General features: G+C 56.7%; 27 protein-coding genes, 1 pseudogene and 1 riboswitch. Of the genes and pseudogenes, 19 read left to right on the top strand and 9 right to left on the bottom strand.

Features of this window, described 5'->3' with window-relative positions:
- Positions 1-3 precede the first annotated feature (3 nt).
- Positions 4-783: an adenosylcobinamide-GDP ribazoletransferase gene (locus tag IEI95_RS18655; RefSeq protein WP_156536543.1), complete on the bottom strand. Its 780-nt coding sequence runs from the start codon at positions 781-783 to the stop codon at positions 4-6.
- 313 nt (positions 784-1,096) lie between these two features.
- Here IEI95_RS18655 and cobT point away from each other — a divergent pair, with 313 nt between their 5' ends.
- From cobT to IEI95_RS18630, 5 genes are all read left to right on the top strand, one after another.
- Positions 1,097-2,119 carry a nicotinate-nucleotide--dimethylbenzimidazole phosphoribosyltransferase gene (cobT, locus tag IEI95_RS18650; protein WP_087727905.1) on the top strand — a complete coding sequence of 341 codons (1,023 nt, stop codon included), beginning with the start codon at positions 1,097-1,099 and terminating at the stop codon, positions 2,117-2,119.
- Positions 2,120-2,162: 43 nt separating this feature from the next.
- Complete coding sequence (locus IEI95_RS18645; protein ID WP_071206751.1) at positions 2,163-2,552, top strand: diacylglycerol kinase; 390 nt, start codon at positions 2,163-2,165, stop codon at positions 2,550-2,552.
- 31 nt (positions 2,553-2,583) lie between these two features.
- Positions 2,584-2,826 carry a hypothetical protein gene (locus tag IEI95_RS18640; protein ID WP_015915860.1) on the top strand — a complete coding sequence of 81 codons (243 nt, stop codon included), beginning with the start codon at positions 2,584-2,586 and terminating at the stop codon, positions 2,824-2,826.
- Between the two features lie 270 nt (positions 2,827-3,096).
- Positions 3,097-3,414: a hypothetical protein gene (locus IEI95_RS18635; RefSeq protein WP_156536545.1), complete on the top strand. Its 318-nt coding sequence runs from the start codon at positions 3,097-3,099 to the stop codon at positions 3,412-3,414.
- Positions 3,341-5,002, top strand: a complete 1,662-nt coding sequence (locus IEI95_RS18630; protein WP_234934235.1) for a carbohydrate porin — start codon at positions 3,341-3,343, stop codon at positions 5,000-5,002. The genes IEI95_RS18635 and IEI95_RS18630 overlap by 74 nt, the downstream gene beginning before the upstream one ends.
- Positions 5,003-5,056: 54 nt before the next feature.
- Here IEI95_RS18630 and IEI95_RS18625 read toward each other — a convergent pair whose 3' ends face one another.
- The 4 genes from IEI95_RS18625 to IEI95_RS18610 all read right to left on the bottom strand — a co-directional run bounded on the left by IEI95_RS18625 (position 5,057) and on the right by IEI95_RS18610 (position 7,221).
- On the bottom strand, positions 5,057-5,554 hold the full coding sequence (locus IEI95_RS18625; RefSeq protein ID WP_234894866.1) for a BON domain-containing protein: 498 nt from the start codon (positions 5,552-5,554) through the stop codon (positions 5,057-5,059).
- Between the two features lie 114 nt (positions 5,555-5,668).
- Positions 5,669-6,169, bottom strand: coding sequence for a peptide deformylase (locus tag IEI95_RS18620; protein ID WP_156534931.1), 501 nt, complete (start codon positions 6,167-6,169; stop codon positions 5,669-5,671).
- Positions 6,170-6,187: 18 nt separating this feature from the next.
- Complete coding sequence (locus IEI95_RS18615; RefSeq protein ID WP_156535114.1) at positions 6,188-6,913, bottom strand: Crp/Fnr family transcriptional regulator; 726 nt, start codon at positions 6,911-6,913, stop codon at positions 6,188-6,190.
- Positions 6,805-7,221, bottom strand: a complete 417-nt coding sequence (locus IEI95_RS18610; protein WP_194417392.1) for a hypothetical protein — start codon at positions 7,219-7,221, stop codon at positions 6,805-6,807. The genes IEI95_RS18615 and IEI95_RS18610 overlap by 109 nt, the downstream gene beginning before the upstream one ends.
- An 11-nt stretch (positions 7,222-7,232) precedes the next feature.
- On the opposite strand from IEI95_RS18610, the gene hemN reads away from it, so the two are divergent.
- From hemN to IEI95_RS18575, 7 genes are all read left to right on the top strand, one after another.
- Positions 7,233-8,585 (top strand): oxygen-independent coproporphyrinogen III oxidase, encoded by a 1,353-nt coding sequence (hemN, locus tag IEI95_RS18605; protein ID WP_156534933.1) that lies wholly within the window; start codon positions 7,233-7,235, stop codon positions 8,583-8,585.
- Positions 8,586-8,692: 107 nt separating this feature from the next.
- Positions 8,693-8,971: an acyl carrier protein gene (locus tag IEI95_RS18600; RefSeq protein ID WP_015915867.1), complete on the top strand. Its 279-nt coding sequence runs from the start codon at positions 8,693-8,695 to the stop codon at positions 8,969-8,971.
- 62 nt (positions 8,972-9,033) lie between these two features.
- Positions 9,034-9,507 carry a 3-hydroxyacyl-ACP dehydratase FabZ family protein gene (locus IEI95_RS18595; RefSeq protein WP_015915868.1) on the top strand — a complete coding sequence of 158 codons (474 nt, stop codon included), beginning with the start codon at positions 9,034-9,036 and terminating at the stop codon, positions 9,505-9,507.
- 289 nt (positions 9,508-9,796) lie between these two features.
- Positions 9,797-11,002 carry a beta-ketoacyl-ACP synthase gene (locus tag IEI95_RS18590; RefSeq protein ID WP_194416877.1) on the top strand — a complete coding sequence of 402 codons (1,206 nt, stop codon included), beginning with the start codon at positions 9,797-9,799 and terminating at the stop codon, positions 11,000-11,002.
- A 10-nt stretch (positions 11,003-11,012) separates the two neighbouring features.
- On the top strand, positions 11,013-12,314 hold the full coding sequence (locus tag IEI95_RS18585; RefSeq protein WP_015915870.1) for a beta-ketoacyl-ACP synthase: 1,302 nt from the start codon (positions 11,013-11,015) through the stop codon (positions 12,312-12,314).
- 76 nt (positions 12,315-12,390) lie between these two features.
- Positions 12,391-13,419 carry a zinc-binding dehydrogenase gene (locus IEI95_RS18580; RefSeq protein ID WP_015915871.1) on the top strand — a complete coding sequence of 343 codons (1,029 nt, stop codon included), beginning with the start codon at positions 12,391-12,393 and terminating at the stop codon, positions 13,417-13,419.
- 2 nt (positions 13,420-13,421) lie between these two features.
- Positions 13,422-14,354 (top strand): lipid A biosynthesis lauroyl acyltransferase, encoded by a 933-nt coding sequence (locus tag IEI95_RS18575; RefSeq protein ID WP_156547860.1) that lies wholly within the window; start codon positions 13,422-13,424, stop codon positions 14,352-14,354.
- Here the strand turns inward: IEI95_RS18575 and IEI95_RS18570 are convergent.
- Positions 14,338-15,144 carry a hypothetical protein gene (locus IEI95_RS18570; protein ID WP_234934234.1) on the bottom strand — a complete coding sequence of 269 codons (807 nt, stop codon included), beginning with the start codon at positions 15,142-15,144 and terminating at the stop codon, positions 14,338-14,340. The two genes, IEI95_RS18575 and IEI95_RS18570, sit on opposite strands and share 17 nt — an antisense overlap.
- Positions 15,145-15,985: 841 nt before the next feature.
- Here IEI95_RS18570 and IEI95_RS18565 point away from each other — a divergent pair.
- From IEI95_RS18565 to bluB, 3 genes are all read left to right on the top strand, one after another.
- Positions 15,986-17,665 carry an NAD+ synthase gene (locus IEI95_RS18565; protein ID WP_194416875.1) on the top strand — a complete coding sequence of 560 codons (1,680 nt, stop codon included), beginning with the start codon at positions 15,986-15,988 and terminating at the stop codon, positions 17,663-17,665.
- 7 nt (positions 17,666-17,672) lie between these two features.
- Complete coding sequence (locus tag IEI95_RS18560; protein ID WP_156538677.1) at positions 17,673-18,506, top strand: TolB family protein; 834 nt, start codon at positions 17,673-17,675, stop codon at positions 18,504-18,506.
- An 18-nt stretch (positions 18,507-18,524) separates the two neighbouring features.
- Positions 18,525-18,705: riboswitch (cobalamin riboswitch) on the top strand.
- Positions 18,706-18,784: 79 nt separating this feature from the next.
- Positions 18,785-19,471, top strand: a complete 687-nt coding sequence (gene bluB / locus IEI95_RS18555) for a 5,6-dimethylbenzimidazole synthase (protein ID WP_156538678.1) — start codon at positions 18,785-18,787, stop codon at positions 19,469-19,471.
- A 205-nt stretch (positions 19,472-19,676) separates the two neighbouring features.
- On the opposite strand, the gene IEI95_RS18550 is transcribed toward bluB, so the two are convergent.
- Positions 19,677-20,144 (bottom strand): OsmC family protein, encoded by a 468-nt coding sequence (locus IEI95_RS18550; protein ID WP_194416874.1) that lies wholly within the window; start codon positions 20,142-20,144, stop codon positions 19,677-19,679.
- 62 nt (positions 20,145-20,206) lie between these two features.
- Between IEI95_RS18550 and IEI95_RS18545 the strand changes: the two genes are divergently transcribed.
- A complete protein-coding gene (locus IEI95_RS18545; RefSeq protein ID WP_194416873.1) occupies positions 20,207-20,833 on the top strand; it encodes a GntR family transcriptional regulator in 627 nt (208 codons plus the stop codon).
- A gap of 116 nt (positions 20,834-20,949) precedes the next feature.
- Here the strand turns inward: IEI95_RS18545 and IEI95_RS18540 are convergent, their stop codons facing one another.
- Positions 20,950-21,495: a GNAT family N-acetyltransferase gene (locus IEI95_RS18540; RefSeq protein WP_194416872.1), complete on the bottom strand. Its 546-nt coding sequence runs from the start codon at positions 21,493-21,495 to the stop codon at positions 20,950-20,952.
- Between the two features lie 139 nt (positions 21,496-21,634).
- Positions 21,635-22,891: a tyrosine--tRNA ligase gene (tyrS, locus tag IEI95_RS18535; protein WP_156538725.1), complete on the bottom strand. Its 1,257-nt coding sequence runs from the start codon at positions 22,889-22,891 to the stop codon at positions 21,635-21,637.
- Positions 22,892-23,032: 141 nt separating this feature from the next.
- Between tyrS and IEI95_RS18530 the strand changes: the two are divergent.
- The 3 genes and pseudogenes from IEI95_RS18530 to IEI95_RS18525 all read left to right on the top strand — a co-directional run.
- Positions 23,033-24,148: pseudogene (locus tag IEI95_RS18530) on the top strand (anhydro-N-acetylmuramic acid kinase); the annotation flags it as partial.
- A complete protein-coding gene (locus IEI95_RS29470; RefSeq protein WP_234891096.1) occupies positions 24,143-24,652 on the top strand; it encodes a GNAT family N-acetyltransferase in 510 nt (169 codons plus the stop codon). The pseudogene IEI95_RS18530 and the gene IEI95_RS29470, both read left to right, overlap by 6 nt.
- 124 nt (positions 24,653-24,776) lie before the next feature.
- Entirely contained in the window at positions 24,777-25,040 is a 264-nt protein-coding gene (locus IEI95_RS18525; RefSeq protein ID WP_070164587.1) for a hypothetical protein, read from the top strand.
- Positions 25,041-25,085 lie beyond the last annotated feature (45 nt).

Here is a 25,085-nt window from a genome sequence, read left to right as displayed (position 1 = left end):
GTCCTACAAGGCCATGGCGATACTGACCAGCGCGACGATCTCACAAATCTGTTGGGTGGCGCCTATGGTATCGCCAGTCTGGCCGCCTAGCCTGTGCGAGACCAGCCGATTGGACGCGAAGGCCGCCGCGCCACTTGCGACAAGCATGACCGCCAGCGGATGAAAAGAGGTAGCCGGCGCGATGGTGACAACCGCGACGGCCAAGCCGAGGAACAGGGCTGTATACAGGGTGTTATCCTCCGGCTTGCCAAGTGATGCGGCGACGCCATCGGGTTTTGCCGGGGGCAGGGCATGCCAATGCCAAATCATCAGCGCTCGGCTGACGGCGGCAATGCCGATCATCACCAGCGCAACATTGATGGGAGACAGACTGTTGACCAGCGAGGCCAGCGCCGCGACCCGCAGACCAACATCAAAAACCAGTGCCAAGACCCCAAACGTTCCCACCCGGCTGTCCTTCATGATGTCCAGTGCTTTTTCGCGGTTGGCACCCCCAAGGCCATCGGCGGTGTCGGCAAAGCCGTCCTCATGCAGAGCGCCGGTCAGCAGGACTTGCAAACCAATTGCGGCAAAAGCGGCGACCAAACTGCTGGCGCCGAGGTCTAGCATTAAGGCGAGCAACAAGCCCGCCGGGGCGGCAATGACCGCGCCGGCCAACGGAAAGGCGCGGGGCGTGCGGCTCATTTCGCCGGAATGGTTTTGGAAAAACCGCGACGCTATCGGCAGACGACTGAGGAAGCCGAGCGAACGGGCGAGATCATCGACAAATGCAGTCAGGGTCATCAACGTCGTCCACTCTTTATATCTGAGAATTTGCCCGAGTTTCCTGGAGGGAAACCGTGCCGAATCCGGCTCTTTTCATGGTTTGATATATAGTTTGCCTATCGGTATTTGCCAGCCGCCGCGAAGGCTGGATGGTTGGTTCTGTTGTTCGCGTTTTCCGCAAAATCGTTTTCTCGTCATGTTTGTGAAAACAGGTAGATCAGGGTTTTTTCGCTCATTGATAAAATTTTGTGCGAATCGATTCCGATTTGGGAATTTATGCATTAAGAAAGGCGCCAAATCCGCCTGAGCAAAAGACAAGAAAGCCTGCCTGATGAGTGTAACCGGCCTGCCGTTTGACGATTTCCGAGTGCTGCTGCGCGATTTGCCAGGGCCTGACAGCCAGGCGCTAGTGGCGGCCCGCGACCGCGACCGTCAATTGACCAAGCCGCCGGGCTCGCTTGGCCGGTTGGAAGAAATCGCCATGTGGCTTGCCGCCTGGAGTGGCCGTGCGCCAGCGGTGAACCGTCCACTGGTGGCGATCTTTGCTGGCAATCACGGCGTAGCCAGGCATGGTATCACTCCGTTTCCATCCTCCGTCACCCAGCAGATGGTTGAGAATTTCGCAGCCGGTGGGGCGGCGATTAACCAGATTTGCGTTGCCCACGATCTCGGATTGAAGATTTTCGATCTGGCGCTGGATTATCCGACTGGCGATATTACCGTCGAGCCGGCTCTGTCGGAGCGTGATTGTGCGGCCACCATGGCATTCGGCATGGAAGCGATCGCCGGTGGTACGGACCTGCTGTGCCTTGGCGAAATGGGGATTGGCAATACGACCATAGCCGCTGCGATCAACCTGGCGCTTTATGGCGGTTCCGCCGAGGACTGGGTCGGGCCTGGCACCGGCTCGCAAGGCGAAATGCTGGAGCGCAAGATTGCTGTGGTCAAGCAGGCGGTTGAGTTTCACCGCGATCACCTTTCTGATCCGCTGGAAGTGATGCGCCGCCTGGGAGGACGCGAAATCGCCGCCATGGCAGGCGCCATTCTTGCAGCGCGAATGGAGCGTATTCCGGTGCTGATCGATGGCTATGTGGCGACGGCTGCCGCTGCCCTGCTGAAAGCTGCTAATCCCTCGGCGCTCGACCATTGCCTGATTGGCCATGTCTCGGCGGAGCCGGGGCATTTGAAGGCGATCGACAAGCTGGGCAAGACGCCGCTTTTGGCGCTTGGCATGCGTCTGGGCGAGGGGACGGGTGCCGCCCTTGCCGCTGGCATCGTCAAGGCGGCTGCGGCCTGCCATGCGGGCATGGCGACCTTCGAACAGGCCGGCGTGACCAATGCTGGCACCCATTGAGGCATCTTCTATTGAAAAGCCTGGTATTGAGACGGCCTCAAACATGAGTTTAGAAGACGATAAACCCGCCCCCTTTGAGAAAAAAACCGGGTTTGCCCATCTTTTTGCTGCCACTCGTTATTCCATGCAGGGCGCGCGCCGCTTGTGGCGCGAGGCCGCCTTTCGCCATGAAGTGCTGGCGTTCGGAGCTGGCCTGCTGCTGCTTGCGCTGAGGGGCGCTGCACCTGTCTATTATCTCGGCTTTTTGTTGTTGATGCTGGTGCTTTTTTCCGTCGAGGCACTAAATACCGCAATCGAAGACGTGATTGACCGGATTTCGCCGGAATTTTCGATCGTCGCCCGCAATGCGAAGGACTTAGGATCGTTTGCAGTGTTCTGCCTGTTGGTTGCCAACGGGCTCTATATCGGCTGGGTAATGCTTTTCGCTGGCTGAGCCACTCTACCGAAACAACAAGGATGAATGAATGAAACGCCTGCTGCGCCTGATATTGATCATGGCAATCGCCGCCATCGTGCTCTTCGGCTCGCGCTGGTATACCTATGTCACCAATACGGAAACCCCGTATCAGGAAGTCGGTATTGACATCAACAGCCGCCTGCCGGATCCGTTCAACAAATGGGGCTGCGCCAAGCTGCAAGCCAATTTTAGCACCATGCTGCCGCCTTATGGCTGCCAAAACCCCACCGACCCGAAGCAATGGCGCTAGGGTCCACCCGGTTGCAATTGAACCGGTCTGCTTTAACTCTCTCTGTTTTCTGAATTTTTCAGCGCTTCCGGGAAACCGGAAGCGCTTTTTTATTGGTGTTTTTCCAGACTGTTGTGTGAGGCATGCACTCACCATGCGCTCCCATAAAATTGGGGGTAAATTGCGCTTGTGTTCGGCCGTTGATGGTTACATCGCATGTGTATCCTGCCGTGACTTTTACAGTCCACCGCAAAAGCGTACCGGTCAGTATTCAACAAGCGGCGTTGAGCCATGATGGTGTTGCAATCTGATCAGGTGGAAATCATCGATGACTGGCATGTCATGGAGATGACGGCGATCTCCCTTACCAATTTTATCCCGGGCAAAGAGCAATCTTTTACGGAGGAAGATCGGGCTTATGTCACATCTTTTTCGGCATCGCTCCATTATGCGCTGAAAACCTGTAGCGATATGGCCAAACAACTACCCTTCAATCTGCCTCCTGTCGCGACGCTGATCTGGCCTCGTTACAGGCTTGGGCTGCCCCGGCTTTGGATCGCGTGGAACGACAGGGGTCGAGTCTGTAATCGAGATTTGGGCGGCATTTGATGGGCTTGCGCCTTTCCCCAATGTTTTGGGGACCAGTGTTTGTCGGGCCGGTGTTTGGAGGAAGACAGGCCTGATCGAACGGCTCGGTCAATTGACTGAGCCGAAGCGCGCGGTAGGAGGCCGCGCGCTCCATCTACCAGAGGAGGAGGATGCCTTGAAGCAGGGAAAGAGGACGTGTGCCGTCGCCAGTCTGGCGACGCAGAGAGGGCTCGAATACAGTATCCATGCAGCAAAACTGTTCTGTGCATTGTGGTTCATCGTGCTGTTTGGAATTGCTGTCCCAGTGGCGGCCCAGCCTGCTTTGGTTGCCGATGTGCCTTCATCTGCCCTGGGAAACCTTCCCGATCCGGTTTACGAAGGCCCTTTGGCGTCCGTTGGAAAAGCTCTGCATGATAACGGAATTGACCTCAGGTTGGACTATTTCAACATTTACCAGAGTTCCCCCACATATGGATTCAGCTCGACGGCTTATGGCGGGTTAATCTTTGATGCGACTGGTCATCTGTCGCCTGATTTTCGATTAAGGCTGACGGAAACGTTTAATTTTCCGGCTCACAATGTCGGTGGCTACGCGAATGTCTTCGTTGGGCCTGTTCGTGACAAGTCAGACACGGATCTCACCCGCTTAACATTCCAGGCGGATTTTTTCGATGATCGTCTCCTGATCGAGGCTGGTCGTATGGGGCTTGTTGAAAATTTCATGACCAGGGGGTTCTGCGACGGTCCCGCCTGCGTCAACTCCACACAAGGGGCAACCCTCCATCTGCCTGAGGCGGGGCTTGCCGTTTGGGGTGCGCGGGCGGCATATAAAATGACGCCCAACACAACGGCAGGCTTCGGTATCGTTGAAAACAATACTGACAACTGGCTGGACGGTGACGGTTGGGATTGGGAAAAGGGCAGTACCGATGGGTATATTGCGGTCGCCAACATCATTCATGCAGAGAGTTTCATAGATACCCCTCGTCCTCTAAAATTCGAGATTGGTGCCTATCGCCGCTCAGCCGCCTATAATGATGCACTTTACGACGACGGGCCAGGCAACCCGACATTCAGCTCCGCTTCGCCGACGGTCATCACCCATAAGAATGGCACGAACGGTCTTTATGGACAGGTCCGAAAAGTCCTGTGGAGCGATCCTAACGGTGGTCCGGTTCCGAAGAATCTGGCGTTCTATGGTGGTGTTTTTCACACGTTGGGGGACGGTCAGGCCTATCCGTGGGAAGCCTATGCCGGCCTTGAATATTCGGGTTTTCTGCCAGAAAATCCGCTCACCACGATAGGTGCGTCGATCCATTATATCGCCCTCAGCGAGGAACGTGCGCAATATGAAACAAACGCCCGGCGGGTCATGGCAGGACTGGATCAGCGCCAGTCGAAGGATACGTTCATGTTTGATGTGCATGCAAGAACGGGACTGTTCAACAGGGGCGTTCTCAACGCTGGTGCAGCGTATATCGTCAATCCAAACACAATCGTTCCGACCGACTTTTCGTCAAAACAGCAGAAGGATGGCTTCTTCTTTTATGTCGCGCTGGCGTTCGACCTCGGCGGCAGCCTGGGCCTTTCGCCCCGCATAGGCCCTTAAAGCGCCCTCACAATTGTGTAAGAGCGCTTTCAACCCACGACATGACAAGCACCATCAGTCCTCATCGGGCTGATGGGCATCGACCCCCATGGCTTCGATCTCGTTGATGACATGACGAACGCCGGGAACACTGAGCGCCAAACGCGCCGCCATCCGCATTTCTTCATTGGTGTCGACCATGCCACTTAAGGTCGCCGTATGGCCATCGACGCTGATTTCGATGTTGTCGAGCACCATGTCATCGACTGCCTCGAACCGTTCGGAGATGCGGCTTTCGATGTCGTCGCTGTCTTCACGACCGATGGTGGCGGGGCTCAAACTATCCTTCAATGGCTTTTCTTCACCATCGGCCTCGACCGTATCGATTCGGTAGCCGCCATTGTTGTCACGGTCGAAATTACCGGCGGTCTCTCCGTAAGCACGATTCTCCGGCGCGTCCGAGGCTGCTGCCGGTGTGTCGGAATAAGGCCAGCCGTCGTTGATATCGCGCTCTTCCAGGTCCCGCAATTCGTCTTCGGTGGATGCAGCGTTTCCATGCTTGGCATAAATCATCACACGTTCTCCTGGTTTTTTCTTTTGGATAAACGTTTCAGGATTGATTTGGTTCATATGCCCGGTTGGCTGGGGATTCCAGGCCATCCGGGTGTCAGACACCGCATGTGACGATCATGTTTGCGACGATATTGCCTTCTGCCATTTCTTCAGCAACCGATCGCGTTTCAGGCGGGAGAGTCGCTGGATCCAGAACAGGCCGTCGAGCTGGTCTATTTCATGCTGCATGCAGATGGCGGCAAAGTCCTGAAGCTCCTCCTCGTGAACCGTGCCATCCAGCGACTGGTAACGAAGAGTGATCTGGCGCGGCCGTGTCACGGTCTCGGTCATGCCCGGCATGCAGACACTCCCTTCATCATGTTCCAGAGTGTTTTGAGACAAGGAAAGGATTTCAGGATTGACGTAATCACGCCGTCCACCCAATTCAGGCAGATCGAGGATGACCAGGCGCACCAACTCACCCACATGGGCGGCAGTAATGCCGACGCCGGGCGCGGCGTGCATGGCATCGTATAATGCATCGGCAAAACTGGTCAGCCTGTCGTCAAACGCCGTCACGGTCTGGCAAGGTTTCGCCAGAAGCGGATGAGGGTAGCGCAGGATTTTCAGGGTCATGACAGAACGATAGGCGGCTCAATCGGAGCCAGCCGCCTCGCGCAGCTTGCGACGGTCGGGCACGATAACATGGCGGTTGTTCTCGATGACGATGATGCCCTCCTTGCGCAGTTTGGTCATCTGCCGGCTGACGGTTTCAATGGTCAGGCCGAGGAAATCGGCAATATCGGCGCGCGACAGCGGCAGGTCGAAGCTTTTGCTGAACGGCTGCATCGGGTCGATATGGGTGGCGATCAGATGGAGAAAGCTTGCCACTTTTTCCTGCGCCGTTTTGCGGCCCAGCGTCAGCATCCATTCGCGCGCTTCATCCAGCTCCTTCAGGGACTGTTCGTGCAGCTTGCGCTCGAAGTCAGGAGCATCGGCCACCAGCCGGTCGATGACAGCACGGGGAAAGGCGCAGATTTCCGCATCGGTTGCAGCCTCAGCCGTCAAACTGCTTTCCTTCAGGAAGGGGCGCCCCATGAAATCCGGGGCAAATTGCAGGCCGACGATCTGTTGGCGGCCATCCGCCATCATTTTCGACAGCTTGACCACGCCCTTGACGATATTGCTATAGCTGGAGATCTGCTCTCCCTGGCCGATCACTTCGCCGCCCGCTTCGATATGGCGCTTTGTCGAGATACGGTTGAGCTCGATCAATTGAAGAATCGAAAGCGACGCGCATACTCCACCATGCCTTGCTTCGCATTCACTGCAAACAGCAGGCGTCTCCGCGCCGCTGGTGCTGCTTTTAAGACTATGCATGTCCATTGTCTGCCCCATACATGTGAAGTCGCGCGTACACGTAGCGTCGCGCGTGCTTGTGACGCCCAGGTTCGGTCGAACAGTTCGTCATTGTGCAATTGCGCGCCGTAGGGCGTCGACAAAAGTTCAAAAACGACACAGGCCACGCAGAAACGGTGATGCAGCAGACACGCATCTAAAGCCGCCGAATTTTCCGTCGCGCTCCCATGAGGAGTTTCTACCTGAACGAGACTATCAAGGAATTGATCGAAGTCAAAGTCCGTTCCGTTGAAACCGATTATTTGTTCAGTCCAACCGCCACTCGACAAGGCCTCAGTTCATGCCAGCCAAAGCGCTTCTTCCGAAATATGCCGCCGCCGTTCCGCGCTACACGAGTTATCCGACGGCGCCGCATTTTCATACCGGTGTTGACTGTGGCAATTATGCGCAGTGGCTATCGCTGTTGGGGCAGGGGCAGACGATCTCACTTTATATTCATATCCCCTACTGCGACAGGCTCTGCTGGTTTTGCGCCTGCCATACCAAACATACACTAAAGTATGAGCCGATAACCGCTTATCTTACCGCGCTTTTCAGCGAGGTCGAAAATACCGGCAGGCTCGTTGGACGCGAAGCGGTGGTGACGGCTGTGCATCTTGGTGGTGGCTCTCCCACCATGCTGCGCCCGCAGGACATGGTGGCGCTGATGGACCGGCTCCGGGCAAATTTTACATTTGCCGATGATGCGGAAATCAGCGTGGAGATGGACCCGAACGATCTCGACGAAGCTCGATATGATGCGCTTGCGTCCATTGGTTTGACGCGGGCAAGCCTCGGTGTTCAGGATTTCGACCCGGTGGTTCAGAAGGCGATCAACCGTCTTCAAACCTTCGAGCAGACTAAATCAGTGGTTGAACAGGTGCGTATGCGCGGCGCCACCTCGGTCAATTGCGATATTCTCTATGGACTTCCCTACCAGACCCTCGACAGTCTGGAGAAAACCGTCCTCGATATCGTGTCGTTGAAGCCGGATCGGATTGCGTTATTCGGCTATGCTCATGTCCCCTGGATGAAAAAGCATCAGACGCTGATTCCCGAGAGCGCCTTGCCTGATATCGTCATGCGCTATGAACAGATGGTGCGGGCCTCTGCCATGCTGGTGGAGGCTGGCTATGATGCCATTGGCATCGACCATTTTGCATTGCCCGAGGATAGTCTGGCTGTCGCGGCACGGCAGAAACGGCTGCGGCGTAATTTTCAGGGTTATACGACTGACGGCGCCGATGCCTTGATTGGACTTGGCGCCTCTTCGATCAGCCAACTGCCGCAAGGCTATGTACAGAACATGCCCGCGACTGGAGAATATCAGCGTCTTGTCAGCGAAAACGGGCTTGCCGCGACACGAGGCATTGCTCTGACCGGCGATGACCGAGTGCGTGCCGCCGTCATCGAGCAGATCATGTGCGAGTTCGGCTTTTCCTTTGCCGAGATCCGCCAGGCTTTTCCAGATGTCGCCGAGGATGTGATCGCAGAAGCCAAGATATTCACGGCTTCCAACGGTGACGATCTATGCCGGATCGACCGGGAGTGTTTTACTCTGACCCCAACCGGGCGGCTCTTTGCCCGCAGCATTGCGGCCACGTTCGATTGCTACCTTTCCAGCGGTAAGGCCCGTCATTCTATTGCGGTTTGAGGAATAGGTCTGCATTTTTGCTAGGGGCGCACAAAACAGGCCATTGGCTTTTGTCCGAGTTTTGCCTATGTGGGACGCTGAATTTGAAATTCTGAAGGATAATTGGCGTGACCGCTACATTTGACAAAGTTGCCGACATTATTGCTGAGACCAGCGAGATCGATCGGGAAACCATCACTCCTGAGAGTCATACGATTGATGACCTGGGAATCGACAGCCTCGATTTCCTCGACATCGTTTTCGCGATCGACAAGGAATTCGGCATCAAGATTCCGCTCGAACAGTGGACCCAGGATGTCAACGAGGGCAAGGTTTCCACGGAAGAATATTTCGTGCTGAAGAACCTCTGCTCCAAGATCGACGAACTCAGGGCCGCCAAGGCTTGATCCGTTCAGGCCAAGCCTTGATCTGCTTAGGACTGTCACTGCCATTGCCGGGGGATCGCTGAATGCTGCTGGAATATTTCCAGATGATCGACAAGGTCGAGACGGTGGATCTGTCTGCCCTGACATTGAAGGCCCAATCGGTGGTGCCGGAAAATAGCCCCGTCTTCGAGGGGCATTTTCCGGGCATGCCTTTGGTGCCCGGCGTTCTGTTGATCGAAACCATGGCGCAGGCATCGGGCCTGCTGGTGCTGGCGGTGACGAAGTTTGCCTCAATGCCATTCCTGATGTCGGTAGACGGTGCCAAGATGCGCAGCTTTGTCGAGCCGAATGCAGTTCTGGATATCGAGGCGCATCTGGAGCACGAAGGGTCCGGCTTTGCCGTCACCAAGGCGAAGATCACCTCTGCCGGCAAGAAAGTGGCGGATTGCCAGCTGAAGCTGCGCACCATGTCCTTTGACGAAGTGCCGCTGGGCGATATCGTTCGCAGCCGCGCCGAGCAGATCGGCCTGATGGCGGCGATTGCTGCTGCGGGATAGAGTTTATCAGGGAAATTTGGACTCCGGTTTTCCTGAAAAGACAAACTCAAACAAAGAGAGTTGGAATCTGTCTGGTTCAACAGGAACCTGGCAGATTCTAAGTGAGATCTTTAAAGTTTCGTCAATAAGGCCGCGGCTTTTGTGCGCGGCCTTATTGCGTAAAGCCGTCTGTCGGAGTAGGGCATGGCGGCCCTTGCAGGCCTTGGAGCTTTCCGGCTCGGACCTGGGAATGGACGGTATGTCGCAGTGCTGGCGCGGATCGCCCGGCATTGCTGAAGAGGTTATAGACATGCATAAGACGCCCAACGATGTGGTGATCACCGGCATTGGCATTGTCAGCTGCCACGGAACCGGCAAGGAGCCGCATCTTGCGCTTCTGTCTGCTGGGACGGCAGCCGTGCCGCCGGTCGAGGTGGAAAAATTCGCGCCTTACCCCATTCATCCGATGCCGCAGATCGATTGGTCGACCCAGATCGCCAAGCGTGGCGACCAGCGGCAGATGGAAAACTGGCAGAGGCTCGGCGTCTATGCCGCTGGTCTGGCGCTCGACGACGCCGGGCTGAAGGACGACGTGCAGGCCTGCGCTACGATGGACATGATCGTGGCAGCCGGTGGCGGCGAGCGCGACATCAATGTCGATACGCTGATCGTCAATGAAGGTCTGAAACGCAATGACCGTGCCCAGCTGGTCAATGAAAAGCTGACGACCGAGCTGCGCCCGACCCTGTTTCTGGCCCAGCTCTCCAACCTGATGGCTGGTAATATTTCCATCGTCCACAAGGTCACCGGGTCCTCGCGCACCTTTATGGGCGAAGAGGCCGCTGGGATTTCCGCCATCGAGACCGCGTTTGCGCGCATTCGCGCCGGTCAATCCACCCATTCGCTGGTGGGTGGCGCGTTCGTGGCTGATCGTGATGATATTTTTCTGCTGGTGGAGGGCATTCAGGCCCATACGACCGGCCCCTGGAAGCCACTTTGGCAGCGCCAGTCAGGCGAGGGCGGCGGAATGATTCTCGGCACGGTCGGCGCGTTTCTTGTTCTGGAACAGCGCGCTTACGCTGAGGCGCGCGGCGCGCATATCTATGCTGTGCTCGATGCTATCGAGGGCGACCGTGGCCAGCGTGCCAATGGCGGTTTGGAAAAGCGTTTGAACCGCATGGCAGGTTCGGTCGGCAAGGATATTGGCGAGGATGCGCTGGTCCTGTCGGGTGCGAGCGGCATGCATGAAATTTCCGCCCGGGAAAAGACGGCGCTGGAAAAAGCCTTTCCAGGTGCGGCCATTCGCGGCTTCGGTGGTGTAACCGGCCATGCGCTTGAAGCGCAGTTTCCGTTGGGGTTGGCGCTGGCAGCGCTGGCGCTTGATGGAGAAACCATTGTTCCGGCTTTCGATCCTGCCGGTGAGGCCGCGATGACCAAGCCAGCGCGACAGGCGATTGTCACGACGGTCGGGTATGTTCGTGGCGAAGGCATGGCCCATTTGTCGGCTGAGGCGTGAGGAGAGAGACATGACACAATCCGGTTTTGAGTCCCGTTTCAAGGATCATCTCGGTCGTCCGATCATCGCCGTCACCGGCATGGGCGTCATTACCTCGCTCGGTCAAGGGCTTGCCGACAATTGGGCAAAGCTGACCGGTGGCGTATCCGGCATCCACAAGATCACCCGGTTTCCGACTGAGGGCCTCAATACCCGCATCAGCGGCACGGTGGACTTCATCGATATTCCGGCCATCAACGCCGTCGAGCGCTCCTATGCCATGGCACGGGAAACCACCATCGAGGCGCTGGCCCAGGCTGGCCTGTCCGGCGATTTCGAAGGTCCGCTGTTTCTGGCTGCCCCACCGGTCGAGCCGGAATGGGACGACCGCTTTGCGCTCGCAGAACGCGCGCCTGCAGAAACCGCCGAGGGCCATGCCTATCAGCGGCTGCTGGCTGCCATGCGTGCCGAGGCTGATCCAGTGTTTCTGGAGGCCGTACAGTTCGGCTCGATTTCCGAGCGGCTTGCCGACCGGTTCGGCACACGCGGCCTGCCAGTGACCTTGTCCACGGCCTGTGCTTCGGGCGCGACGGCCATCCAGCTTGGCGTTGAAGCCATCCGCCAGGGCCGCACGGACCGGGCGCTGACGGTGGCTACCGATGGTTCCGTCGGTGCCGAGGCGCTGATCCGCTTCGCTCTGCTTTCGGCGCTGTCCACCCAGAACGATCCGCCGGAAAAGGCGTCCAAGCCCTTCAGCAAGGATCGCGACGGTTTCGTCATCGCCGAAGGTGCCGCAACGCTGGTGCTGGAATCGCTCGAAGCTGCCATTGCCCGGGGTGCCAAGGTGCTTGGCATCATGAAGGGCTGTGGCGAAAAGGCCGACCATTTCCACCGCACCCGTTCCTCACCGGATGGCGGCCCGGCCATTGCCACCATCCGCGCAGCACTTGAAGATGCAGGTCTTTCCGATGACGGCATCGGCTATATCAATGCCCATGGCACCTCGACGCCGGAAAACGACAAGATGGAATATGGCGCCATGCTTTCGGTGTTCGGTGAGCGGTTGAAGGACCAGATCCCGGTTTCGTCCAACAAGTCGATGATTGGCCATACGTTGACGGCGGCCGGTGCGGTCGAAGCGGTGTTTTCGATCCAGACCATGCTAACCGGAACGCTGCCGCCGACCATCAACTATACCAATCCCGATCCGACCGTGGAGCTGGACGTGGTGCCGAACGTCAAGCGCGACGCACAGGTTTCGGCTGTGCTATCCAACAGTTTCGGTTTCGGCGGGCAGAATGCCAGCCTTGTCATGACCCTTGAACCTGCCTGATAAGGCTTCACCCGGCCCGGCCACGACCGGGACAGGAAAGACAATAAAATAAGCCCTCGGGCGAAGGAAGATAGCCATGCGCGCATTGCAATTGATCGAAGACCGTAAGCTTGAAATCACCGACCTGCCGGAGCCGGATGCGCCCGGTCCCGGTGAAGTGACGCTACGGGTCAAGGCAGTGGCGCTGAACCATATCGATGTCTGGGGCTGGCGTGGCATGGCCTTTGCCAAGCGCAAGATGCCGCTGGTGATCGGTGCGGAAGCCTCCGGCGTGGTCGAGGCTATCGGCCCCGGCGTCGGCAATATCCTGCCTGGCCAGTTGGCGGCGGTCTATGGCGCGCGCACCTGCGGTCTCTGCAAGCCCTGCCGTGATGGCCGCGACAATCTCTGCGAACATGTCGGTGGTGTGCATGGATTCCACCTCGACGGCTTTGCTCAGGAAAAGATCAATATTCCGGCCCGTCTGCTGGTGCCGGCACCTCCGGGCGTCGATGCCATCGCCGCAGCGCTTGCGCCAGTCACCTTCGGCACCGTTGAACACATGCTGTTCGACAATGCCAAGCTCGAGCCGGGTGAAACCATTCTCGTCCATGCTGGCGGCTCCGGCATCGGTACTGCGGCTATACAACTGGCCAAGAAGATTGGCTGCACCGTGATCACCACCGTCGGCTCGGACGACAAGATTGAACGGGCGCGGGCGCTGGGCGCCGATCATGTCATCAATTACCGCACGGACCGGTTTGAAGGCGTGGTGCGCAAGCTGACCAAGAAGAAGGGTGTTGATGTCGTGTTCGAGCATGTCGGCAAGGATACCTGGGCTGGCTCCATGCTGTGCATGAAGCGCGGCGGGCGCCTTGTGACCTGTGGCTCGACCTCCGGCGTTTCGACCGACCTGAACCTGATGATGTTGTTCCAGCAGCAATTGAAACTGCTCGGCTCGTTTGGCTGCCGGATGGAAAACATGGCCAATGCCATGCAGAAAATGGCCCGTGGCCTCGTTCATCCTGTTATCGATACGCAGGTGACGTTCGAAGATATCGACGTGGCGCTGACCCGGATGGAAAGCCGCCAGATCTTTGGCAAAATCATCCTGAAAATGGATTGATCATGCTCCGTCGGGTTCTGACAAAGGTCGTGCTGGGCCTGCGGAGATTTCCGCAATGGCTGGTGGCCAAGTTCATCCTGGTCTTGCTGACGCTGCTGAAATTGTTTCCTGCCGATACAGCCTTGAACGGTGCCGATCGGCTGGTACGGTTTATCGGGCCGAAGCTGAAGCGCCACCGGTTGATGCTGACCAATCTGCGCAATGCCTTTCCGGAAAAATCCGAGGCGGAAATCGAGATCATCGCGCTGGCCGCCTGGGGCCATATGGGCCGACAGATCGCCGAATATGTGTTTCTGGATGAGTTGTTCGATTTCGACCCGGAAAAGCTGGGAGAGGGTCGCGTTGAGGTTTCCGGCATTCCGATCTTTATGGACCTGTTGGAAAATCCGCGCCCGTTCATCGTTTTTACCGGCCATACCGGCAATTTCGAAATGCTGCCGGTGGCGGGCGCTGCCTTCGGTCTTTACGTGACGGTGCTGTTTCGCCCGCCAAATAACCCCTATATCGCCGACATGGTGTTCGATTTCCGCCGGGCGCGGATGGGCAATCTCGTGCCCTCCCATGCCGGTTCGTCCTTTCATCTGGCGCGCCAGTTGGAGGCAGGAAAGGGGGTTGGGGTGCTGGTCGACCAGAAGTTCAAGAAGGGCCAGCCCACGACGTTCTTCGGCAGCGAAGTGCGCACCAATCCGCTCCTGGCCAAGTTGGTGCGACAGTTCGGCTGCGATATCTATCCGGCCCGCTGTATCCGTCTGCCCGGCAATCGCTATCGGCTGGAAATCGAACCGAAGGTTGACATCCCGAAGGATGGTCAAGGCCGGGTCGATGTGCAGGCGACCGCGCAAATGCTGAACGACAAGGTCGAGAGCTGGGTGCGCGAATATCCCGAGCAGTGGCTTTGGTATCACGACCGCTGGAATATCAAGAAAACACTTTGAAGTCCGCTCTGGTCTTCTCAGCTTGGGACAACTCAGCTCTCGTTTGTTCAGTCTGATGCGGCGTCAAAGCGTTGACCTGGGCAACCGCTTTCCAGAAGGCAGTGTTGATGGCTTCGAACTTTGTCGATTGCCAATGGAAATAATCATCGACAAAAAGCTGTGACAGCCAGACATTGCCACGGCGGCGGGGCAATTCCCAGCCCAGCAATTCTTCTTCCTGTGCCTTCTTGAACATCCGCTTCAGGTTGGTGATCGAGATCAGATAGGTCTCTCCAAGCGCGGCAAGGCTGATTGGTCCAAGCCGATAGAGCCCATCAGCATCGGGCAAATCTGGGATCTGGCTGATCATGCCGTGCAACACCATGCCACCCATGTCCGAATTGAGAAACGGAGCAATCGTCTCACGCGGTATGCGCCAATCAGGGTCCACCACCAGAGCCTGGGCGATCATCGGCTGGGCAATCCTGAAAATAAGCGGATTGGCATCGGCCAGCGCACGGCGGCCTCCGTCATCCAGCCGGTCAAGGCAATCCAGATGGCCTAGAAACCAGGAGATCATTGCGGCCTCGGTTGCTGCCGTTGGCACCAGGATGCGCATTCGGCGATCGGCTGGGTTTTCTATTTCCTCGATAAATTTATAGGCGGACAGTTCGGCCAGAAATGACGCTGCGGTATTGCGGCTTGCCGCGCCCAATTGCATAGCCACGTCCATGAAGCGAGAGGCCGTCAGGCCCGACAGAGGATCTTCTGGCACACGTTGCAAGGCGAGTGCATACATGGAATGCGACATCAACCATTTGCGGTGACAGGCCTTGAGGCGTGAAAGGCGCGGTGTCTTAAGATGTATCCCGATCAGGTGCCGGGCGATTTCCCGCTCGATTTCCGGAAAAGCCGGATGAGCAGCGATTGCCTCACGGCTTAGAAGGGATGGGGATGAGATTTGTGAACGCGGAGATGACAACATCTGTGTTGAACCCGACAATGACGAAAGAGCAATAGGTGTTTTTTGACGGCTGTCTTACAGTCTATCCAAGAATTGCCGCTGGCCGTCTGCAAATGGCACTTTCTGCGCTTCCGGTACTCACGTACATTAAGTACGCTCCGTTCCGGTTCTCGAAATCACCATTTTCGCCAGGCCAGCAGCAATTCTTGAACAGACTGTTAGTGAACGCTCTATGGCAACAAGAATAGCGGTAAGCCAGGAAACTTCCGGTTAATCTTCATCCAAGATCATCGTGCTACCTTGTATTTTCATTGCGATGCCGATGCAACGAGCATGCTCAAAACATACGTGCTTTGTCCCATAAAATATATGGGAATAAAAATTCCTGTTTAACAAACTGTCTTTGGTATTCTCCTGCTGATATCAGGCACGGTGCAGCCCCTCGAGAAATTGAATATTTCGAAATAGTTTCAAGCATATTTGATTGGCATTCACGCGAGCAAGATGACCCTTGCTGTCAATTATATCAGGTGGGACGTGCGGCGAAAATCCATCTTCTCGGTTTGTTGCCCGAAATAGAGCCGCGCCCTCCATGCTCTTTTGAGGAAACAGGAACGCACGATTTTTCGTTTCAGCAGGGTGTTTTGGGCCGTTGCAGTCCACCGATGGCCGGGTTAAACCTTGAGCCATGAGCGACACAGTCCAAAGACCCGAAACGCTGCGCATTGCCGTGGCTCAGTTCAATCCGACCGTGGGCGATGTGGTAGGCAATCTAAGCCTTGCCCGCACCGCCCGCGCCAAGGCGGCCTCTCTGGGGGCTGATCTTCTCTTGCTGTCCGAGCTGTTCATTTCCGGCTATCCGCCGGAAGATTTGGTGCTGAAACCCGCCTTCCTACAAGCCTGCAAGGCGGCGGCGGATGAGCTGGCCGCCGATACCGCCGATGGCGGCCCGGGTGTCATCGTCGGCTTTCCACGCCAGGGCGATAAAGGCCGGCACAATTCGGTGGCGATCATCGACGGCGGCAAAATCCTCGGCCTGCGCGACAAGATCGACCTGCCCAACTACGGTGAATTCGATGAGAAGCGGGTGTTTGTCGAAGGCGACATGCCCGGACCGGTGAACTTCCGGGGTGTCCGACTAGGTGTGCCGATCTGCGAGGAAATCTGGAACGATCTCGGTGTCTGTGAGACACTCGCCGAAAGCGGTGCGGAAATTCTGCTGGTTCCCAATGGATCGCCCTACTATCACGGTAAGCTTGAGGTTCGGTATCAGGTCGTTCTGCGGCAGGTGATCGAAAGCGGCTTGCCGCTGGTCTTCGCCAATCAGGTTGGCGGCCAGGATGAACTGGTGTTTGATGGTGCCAGCTTCTGCTTCAATGCGGATAAGACGCTGGCCTTCCAGATGCCGCAGTTCGAGGAAAGCATCGTGCTGACCAATTGGACGCGGGACGCAGATGGCTGGCGCTGCGCGCCCGGCGAGGTCTCGGCTATTCCCGAGGGCGAGGAGGCTGATTATCGCGCCTGCATGCTGGGCTTTCGCGATTACGTGAACAAGAACGGCTTCAAGAGCGTGGTTCTCGGCCTGTCCGGCGGCATTGATTCGGCGATTTGTGCGGCAATGGCTGTGGATGCCCTGGGGCATGAGCGGGTGCGCACCATCATGCTACCCTATCGCTACACATCCGAAGAAAGCTTCAAGGATGCCGCCGATTGCGCCAAGGCGCTTGGCTGCCATTATGACATCGTGCCGATTTCAGAGCCGGTGGAAGGCTTTCTCTCCAGCCTCGCCGATATGTTTGAAGGCACGGAAAGCGGCATTACCGAGGAAAACCTGCAAAGCCGCACCCGTGGCACGATCTTGATGGCGGTATCGAACAAGTTCGGCTCGATGGTGGTGACAACAGGCAATAAATCGGAAATGTCGGTGGGCTATGCGACGCTCTATGGCGACATGAACGGCGGCTTCAATCCGATCAAGGACCTCTACAAGATGCAGGTCTATGCGCTGTCAGCATGGCGCAATGCGCATGTGCCAGTCGGTGCGCTCGGCCCGGCTGGTGAGGTCATTCCGGCAAACATCATCGCCAAGGCGCCATCCGCCGAACTGCGCCCAGACCAGAAGGACCAGGACAGCCTGCCACCTTATCCGGTGCTGGATGACATTCTGGAATGCCTGGTGGAAAAGGAAATGTCGGTGGACGAGATTTTGGCGCGCGGCCATGACATCGCCACCGTTCACCGCGTCGAGCACCTGCTTTACCTGGCGGAATACAAGCGCCGCCAATCGGCTCCGGGCGTGAAGATCACCAAGAAGAACTTTGGCCGCGACCGGCGCTATCCGATCACCAATCGGTTCCGAGATAGGTAGAGTGCTGATGCGAAGCTCTGTGGAGATCTACAATATCGAGACCCGGCAGAGCCGCATTGTCTGGCAAACGGAACGGCTGGTGGAGGCGCCGAACTGGTCGCGAGATGGCCAGTTCCTGATCCTCAATGATGACGGGTTGATGTATCGCCTGCCTCTGGTCGGGCAGCCGGTGCCGGAAAAGATCGGCACCGGCTTTGCCACCCGTTGCAACAATGATCATGGGCTTTCGCCGGATGGCCAATGGCTGGCGATCTGCGATAAGGTGGAGCATGGCAAAACCTGCCTCTACATCCTGCCAGCCGAAGGCGGCACGCCGATCCAGATCACCGAGAACCTGCCCTCCTACTGGCATGGCTGGTCGCCGGATGGCCAACGGGTCTGCTATTGCGGTATCCGTGACCAGGTCTTCGAAATCTACACAATCTCGGTTGACGGCAGTGATGAACTGCGCCTGACCCATGGCGAAGGCCGCAATGATGGGCCGGACTGGTCGGCGGATGGGGAATGGATTTATTTCAACTCCAGCCGCAGCGGCACGATGCAGATCTGGCGCATTCGCGCTGATGGCAGGGATGTGCAGCGCCTGACCGATGACGGGCAGGGCGACTGGTTTCCGCATCCATGCCCCAATAACCGCAAGGTGGTATTCATTTCCTATGACGCCGATGTGTTTGACCACCCGCGCGATCTCCATGTCCGGATGCGCCTGATGGACATGGACGGTGGCAATGTCGAAACCCTGTTCGAACTATTTGGCGGGCAGGGGACGATCAATGTGCCAAGCTGGTCGCCGGACGGCCAGGAATTTGCCTATGTGCGGTATTTCCCGGCGGCCGCCTAAGCATCGCCGCAGTCTGACAGTACCAGCCCTTTGTCAGGTGCCCGCATGTTTGCGGGAGAATCGGGAATGCGGTGAAATTCCGCAACGTGCCCAACGCTGTGAGGTGGATGGTTGTTGCTTTTGCCACTGGTGAGAACCGGGAAGGTGCGGCAATCAAATGAAGCCCAGTCAGAAGACCGGCCTGACACGATAGACGACGCTTGCGCGGACGGCAGGTGCGTTTTGCTTGATCGCGATTCGCAAGGGATCGCGTAGGGCGCATTGTTGGGGACCAAACGATGCAGGACTTAGTGAACGATGCTCTGGTATCTGCCGGAGCTTTTTCTGCCGAAGAACGCGCAGCCGTCTACCGGGCCATCATGACCCGTCGCGACGTGCGCGATGAATTCTTAGCCGACCCAATCGACGATGACACCCTCTGGCGGATCCTCACCGCCGCCCACCACGCCCCCTCCGTCGGTTTCATGCAGCCCTGGAATTTCATCCTGGTGCGCGATGCCGCACGGCGGCATGCCGTTTGGCAGGCTTTTTCCAAGGCCAATGACGAGGCGGCAGCGCTGTTCGAAGGCGAAAAGGCCACGCTTTACCGCAATCTGAAGCTGGAAGGGATTCTCAAAGCCCCACTCGGCATCTGCGTTACCTGCGACCCAGACCGCGCAGGCCCCGTGGTGCTGGGGCGAACCCATAACCCCCGCATGGACAGCTACTCCACCGTCTGCGCCATCCAAAACCTCTGGCTCGCCGCCCGCGCGGAAGGCATCGGCGTCGGCTGGGTCAGCATTTTTCACGAAGCCGATTTGCGCGCCATTCTCAATATTCCAGAGCGGATTGAGATTGTTGGCTACCTCTGTCTTGGCAAAGTGGCGGAACAGTATGATGAGCCGGAATTGCAAGTGAAAGGGTGGCGTAAGCGTCTGGCGCTGGAGGATTTGGTGTTTGAGGAGGGGTGGCGCGTTACCGAGTGAGACGTGAATTTTATGTGTACCGTTGGCTTTGTGGAGCTAAAAACGTCGCAAATATCCAGTTCCAAGCCTCGATATTTGCGACTGAGTTTTACAATGGATTTTTTAGCGTTCAGTCCGAGCCTTCGCTTCTATCGCAAATTCTAGGATTTCTCCGACTAGGGCGCTTGTCAGGGACAAGGCTGACGTTGGAGCGGACTTGCGCAGGTCATGCTTCAAACAGAAAATCCGGCTCATAACTTATCGGAAAATTCACTGATCTCGCGATGAAGCAGACCTCGTGAATTTTGTGATGAATTGCGGTTGCGGCTTCGATATCTGTTCCGGAAAAAACTGTTATGCGTGGACGCAAGGTAGCGGCGGTGAAACGACCTGCCCCACCTTTTTCAATTGCACCAACTCCAAGGGGTGTATCTTCATAGCGGGTCACGATGATCCCTGCATCGGAAGCATAGTGCAAATACCAAAGCATGTGACATGCTGAAAGCGCCGAGAGTAAAAGATCTTCGGGGTTCATTTTGCTGGGGTCACCACCAAGCAAAGGGTCGTTTGAGCAGTGAATGACCGGCTTTCCCGGAACCGCGACATCCCAGCTCCGGTCGTAACTGCGGTAGCTAGCGGTGCCTTCTCCCCTATTTCCCGTCCAGATCACGGATGAGGTGTAATGATGCGTCATTGGCTTCCCTTTCTATCGGTGTTGTTGTATACGCGTATACACAACAAGCGAAAGAAAGACAAATGGATATTACTGCACAGCTCCGCTCGGCAATTCTTGAGGGGAAATATCCCCCCGGAACGCTTTTGTCGCAGACGGACCTCGCCAGAGAGTATGCTGTGAGTCGTATACCGATCCGCGACGCTTTGTTGGGCCTTGCCGCCGACAAACTGATCGAAGTGCTTCCCGGAAAGGGCGCGCGAGTCGTCACCCTTTCGACCAAGGAGTTGGAGGAGGTGTTCGAGTTGAGGATCATGTTGGAGTGTGATCTTCTGCGCCGCGCTGTGTTGAACGCTGGTGAGGAGGCAAAATCAGAGGTTTTGTATGTGCTCAAGCGGTCATCTCTGGAGGCGGGTAGGCCGGGTTGGCAAAAAGGGGACTGGGATTTTCATCGTGCGCTCTACAGTGCGGCGGATAGGCCACGGCAACTGGCCCTTGTCGACGAACTGCGAAAAATTTGTGTTGTGCAAGCGTGTAAATACACTGTGCTCGCCGCAGAAACGGAGCGATGGTTGCATGATCATGAGGCAATTGTAGAGGCTTATGTTGGAGGATGTGCGGATGAAGCCTCTGCCTTGCTGACCAATCATCTTCGGGCGTCTTTGGACAAGTTGCTCTCCCTTACCCGAGAATTAGATAAAGACAGCTGAGGATTTAAATCGAATTTTGCGCCGACACTAATTAAAGCGGAGATTTTATATCCGGTTCTCGCAATACAAAAAAAGCGGGAGAACAAGGATATGCTTCTGCTTGTCACGCCATAGCCTTATCGCGCGACGCGTTTCCATCGATAGAGCCACGCATCTTTCCGCGTATTTGTGGCGGAGAGAAAGAGAGATGCAGGGAGAAACGCAGCGCGCTCAAGACCGATTTTTTCGAGCGCTCTCAAGCTGGCGTGATATTCCGCAGCGCAACAGGTCGTAACTTCTGGCAAGGTGGACGTGTTCACGATCCAATCCATCACGGCAATTCCGGCTTCCGTAACAAGACATTGACCCCAGTGGGATTGTCCGATGCCATAGTGGATTTCAGCGGTATTGCTTTCAATGAAGAGAAGAAGCAGGCCAATTGCCGTTTCGTCGTTGTTAAAAATGGTCCATACGAAGCGGCTCATCTTCAGCCAGTTCAGCTCACCCCATGCCTCCATGGTGGCTCGCGTTCTTTCCACCGAAGCATGAGTTGTGCGTTGAAGGTAACGTGAAGCTTCCACGCTGCCGGTATATGCTTCAAAAACAGCGTCGGCATGTTCTGGGCGTGCTGCGCGCAATGCAAGCCGGGACGTGAGAATAGAAGTGGGTGGGGTCGCAGACATATTTTCACCTATCCTTCTGATAGGAATGTTCTTTAGTTCTTTGCGACCGAGACGATGGATGGCGTTCTTTGCGGCTTACCACATAGAACGCTACCTGAGCGCAGTCAGACGCTGACTATAGCGGCGTCCGATATTTGTTTCAAACAGGTCGAACCAAAATATGCTTCTTCTTGCCCAATGACAGCTTGATCACCCCATCAGCCGTCACTTCACCCGCCCCAATGCTCATGCGCTCATCAGAAACGCCTTGATCATTGATCTTCACGGCTCCGCCCTGCACATGGCGGCGGGCTTCGCCGTTGGAGGCGGCGAGGCCGGCTTTGACGATCAGGGCTAGAAGGCCGATACCGGATTCAAGCTCGGCGCTAGCGACCTCGATGGAGGGCAGGTTATCGGCCAGTGCGCCTTCCTCGAAGGTTTTGCGGGCGGTCTCAGCCGCTTCTTCGGCGGCGGTGCGGCCATGCAGGATGGCGGTGATTTCGGTGGCGAGGATTTTCTTGACCTCGTTGATTTCCGAACCGCCCAGCGCAGACAACTTGGCAATCTCATCCATCGGCAGCGTTGTGTAGAGCTTCAGGAAGCGGCTGACGTCGGCATCTTCCGTGTTGCGCCAATATTGCCAGAAATCATAGGCCGAGAGCAGATCTGCATTCAGCCACACTGCGCCCGTGGCCGACTTGCCCATCTTGGCACCGGAGGATGTCGTCAACAGCGGCGAGGTCAGCGCGTAGAGCTGCGGTGTGCCCATGCGGTGGCCAAGGTCAATACCGTTGATGATATTGCCCCATTGGTCAGAACCACCCATTTGCAGCCGGCAGCCGTAGCGCTTGTTCAGCTCGACATAATCGTAGGCCTGGAGAATCATGTAGTTGAATTCCAGGAAGGACAGCGACTGTTCGCGGTCGAGGCGGGTCTTGACGCTCTCGAACGACAGCATGCGGTTGACAGAGAAATGGCGGCCAACATCGCGCAGGAATTCGAGATAGTTCAGCCCACGCAACCATTCGGCATTGTTGAGCATCAATGCGCCGCCCTTGGGGCCCTTGTCGTAATCGAGGTAATGCGCGAAGCAGCGCTTGATCGAGGCAATGTTGTCCTCGATCTTGTCCACGGTCATCAATTGACGGGCTTCTTCCTTGAAGGATGGATCGCCCACCATGCCAGTGCCGCCACCCATCAGGGAAATCGGCTGATGGCCGGTTGCCTGAAACCAGTGCAACATCATGATCTGAATGAGCGAACCCGCATGCAGGGAGGAGGCGGTGGGGTCATAGCCGATATAGGCGGTCACGCTTTCCTTGGACAACAGATCATCGAGGCCGGTTTCATCGGAAATCTGATGAATAAAACCGCGCTCATGCATTGTACGGAGGAAATCGGACTTGAACTTGGACATGATCGTCACGCCTTCTGGTATCGGACTTTGGTCTTGTGAATTTGGAATTCGAGGCGGCTTTATCATTGTTTTTTGAAAAGTGCATCAATTTCAGCCATCAATGGCGCTCTTTCTGACCGCCCGCAAAAGGAACATCGAGTCGTGACCAAAACGCTGCAAGCAATCGGCCTGATGAGTGGCACCTCCATGGACGGAATCGATGTTGCTCTGGTCACCACGGATGGCGAGACGGTGGTGGAGCGGGGGCCGTTTCTGGCGGTCGCCTATGACGATGCGTTTCGCCAGCGGCTGAAGCAGGGGCTGGAGGATGCCAAGGCGATCACCGACCGCCGTCAGCGCCCTGAAAGCCTGGCCGCGCTGGAGAGGGAGTTGACGCTGCGTCATGCGGAGGCGGTCCAGACCTTTCTGAGTCAGAAAGGGCTTCGCGCCCGCGATATCGATGTCATCGGCTTTCATGGACAAACGGTGCTGCACAGGCCGGATCAGGCTTTGACAGTGCAGCTTGGCGATGGGGCGTTGTTGGCCCGCGAAACCGGTATTGAAGTTGTCTATGATATGCGCGCCAACGATATGGTGCATGGCGGGCAGGGTGCGCCGCTGGTGCCTGCCTATCATGCTGCGCTGGCTGGCGGATTGGGAGCTGAAAGCCTTCCGGCCTGTTTCGTCAATATCGGTGGCATTTCCAACCTGACCTATATCGGTGCTGACGGCGAAATCGCCGCCTTCGACAGTGGTCCCGGCAATACCTTGATTGACCAATGGGTCGAGACCCATACCGGCCTTGCTTTCGATGCCGGGGGCGGGATTGCTGCCAAGGGCCGGGTGGTGAAGTCCTTGGCGGATCGTTATCTCAGCCATGGGTTTTTCACCGCCAATCTGCGCCGCTCATTGGATCGTAATGATTTTACCCCGCCCAAGGCTGGCGATATCAGCCTTGAAGATGGCGCGCGTACGCTGGCACATGTGGCCGCGGCGGCGATTTTCGCCTCGGCCCGGCATTTGCCGAAAAAGCCGAAAACCTATGTGATCTGCGGCGGTGGCCGGTTGAATGCGGTTATCATGGCGGATTTGAGCGAGATGGCGGCGCGGGAAGGGGCTGATATCGTCAATGCCGATGATCTGGCGCTCGATGGCGATGCCATGGAGGCGGAGGCCTGGGCCTATCTGGCGGTACGCTCGCTGAAGGGCCTGCCCTTGACCTTTCCCGGCACCACTGGCGTGCGCCAGGCGGTATCGGGCGGAGTCTATCAGATGCCGCTGGTCTGCGAGACCGAGCGGCTTTTGCTGACCCCATGGCGGGCGGGTGACGAGACATTGCTGTCCGACCTGCATTCCACCCCTGAAACCAGCCGCTTTGTCAGCACGGGAGCGCCATGGAGCCAGTCCTACTCGGCGGAACGTATCGATGGCTGGATGGATGACTATGAGGCAAATGGTGTTGGTAAGCTCAAGCTGATTGCCCGGGACGATGGCCGCTTCATCGGGCGCGCTGGTTTCTCATGGTCGAAGGACAGCGGGCATTACGAACTGGGCTATTCCATCTGCCATGATGAATGGGGCAAAGGCTTTGCAACGGAAATCGCTGATGGCTTGAAACACTGGTTTTTTGAGCAAGGCATCGGTAACGCCTTCATCGCCTTCGCCCATGTGGATAACGCGGCCTCGCAGGCCGTGCTGCGCAAGATCGGCCTTACGGAGACGGAGCAGCGCGACTACAAAGGTCGGCCATTTCAGTTTTTTGAATGCGTGGCGCCTGAGTAATCGCAGGTCTGTGACCGCTGAAAAATACCCGTCCTTAACATGAACAACAGGATCAGATTGCGTTCATCTTGTTTCGCTTAATCTCCAGTCATCGTTTCCAGTGAAACGCATCAGGAGATAGAAGATGAAGAAATTTTTGGTCGCATGTCTGATCGGTCTGGGAAGCATCACAGCAACGGCGGCGCCGTCTCTGGCCGATGATGTCAGGGTAATGGTGTATGATCGCGGTCATAATCCTGATCGCTACTACAGCCGTGACGATCGTCGTCCGCATCATCGCAATTTCGAGCGGCGTCATCACGCCTACCGCGATAACTGCCGGACCAAGAAGGTCAAGTTCCGTCATCATGGGCGTTGGGTCTACAAGACAACCACGGTTTGCCGTTAAGCCCATCAGCTTGAATTAGGATAGAAAAAAAGCCGGATCAGAAAT

The organism is Agrobacterium vitis (assembly GCF_014926405.1).
GTDB classification, from domain to species: Bacteria; Pseudomonadota; Alphaproteobacteria; order Rhizobiales; family Rhizobiaceae; genus Allorhizobium; species Allorhizobium vitis_H.
Note: the sequence above shows the minus strand (reverse complement) of the source record. Positions and strands in the feature narration are given on the sequence as shown.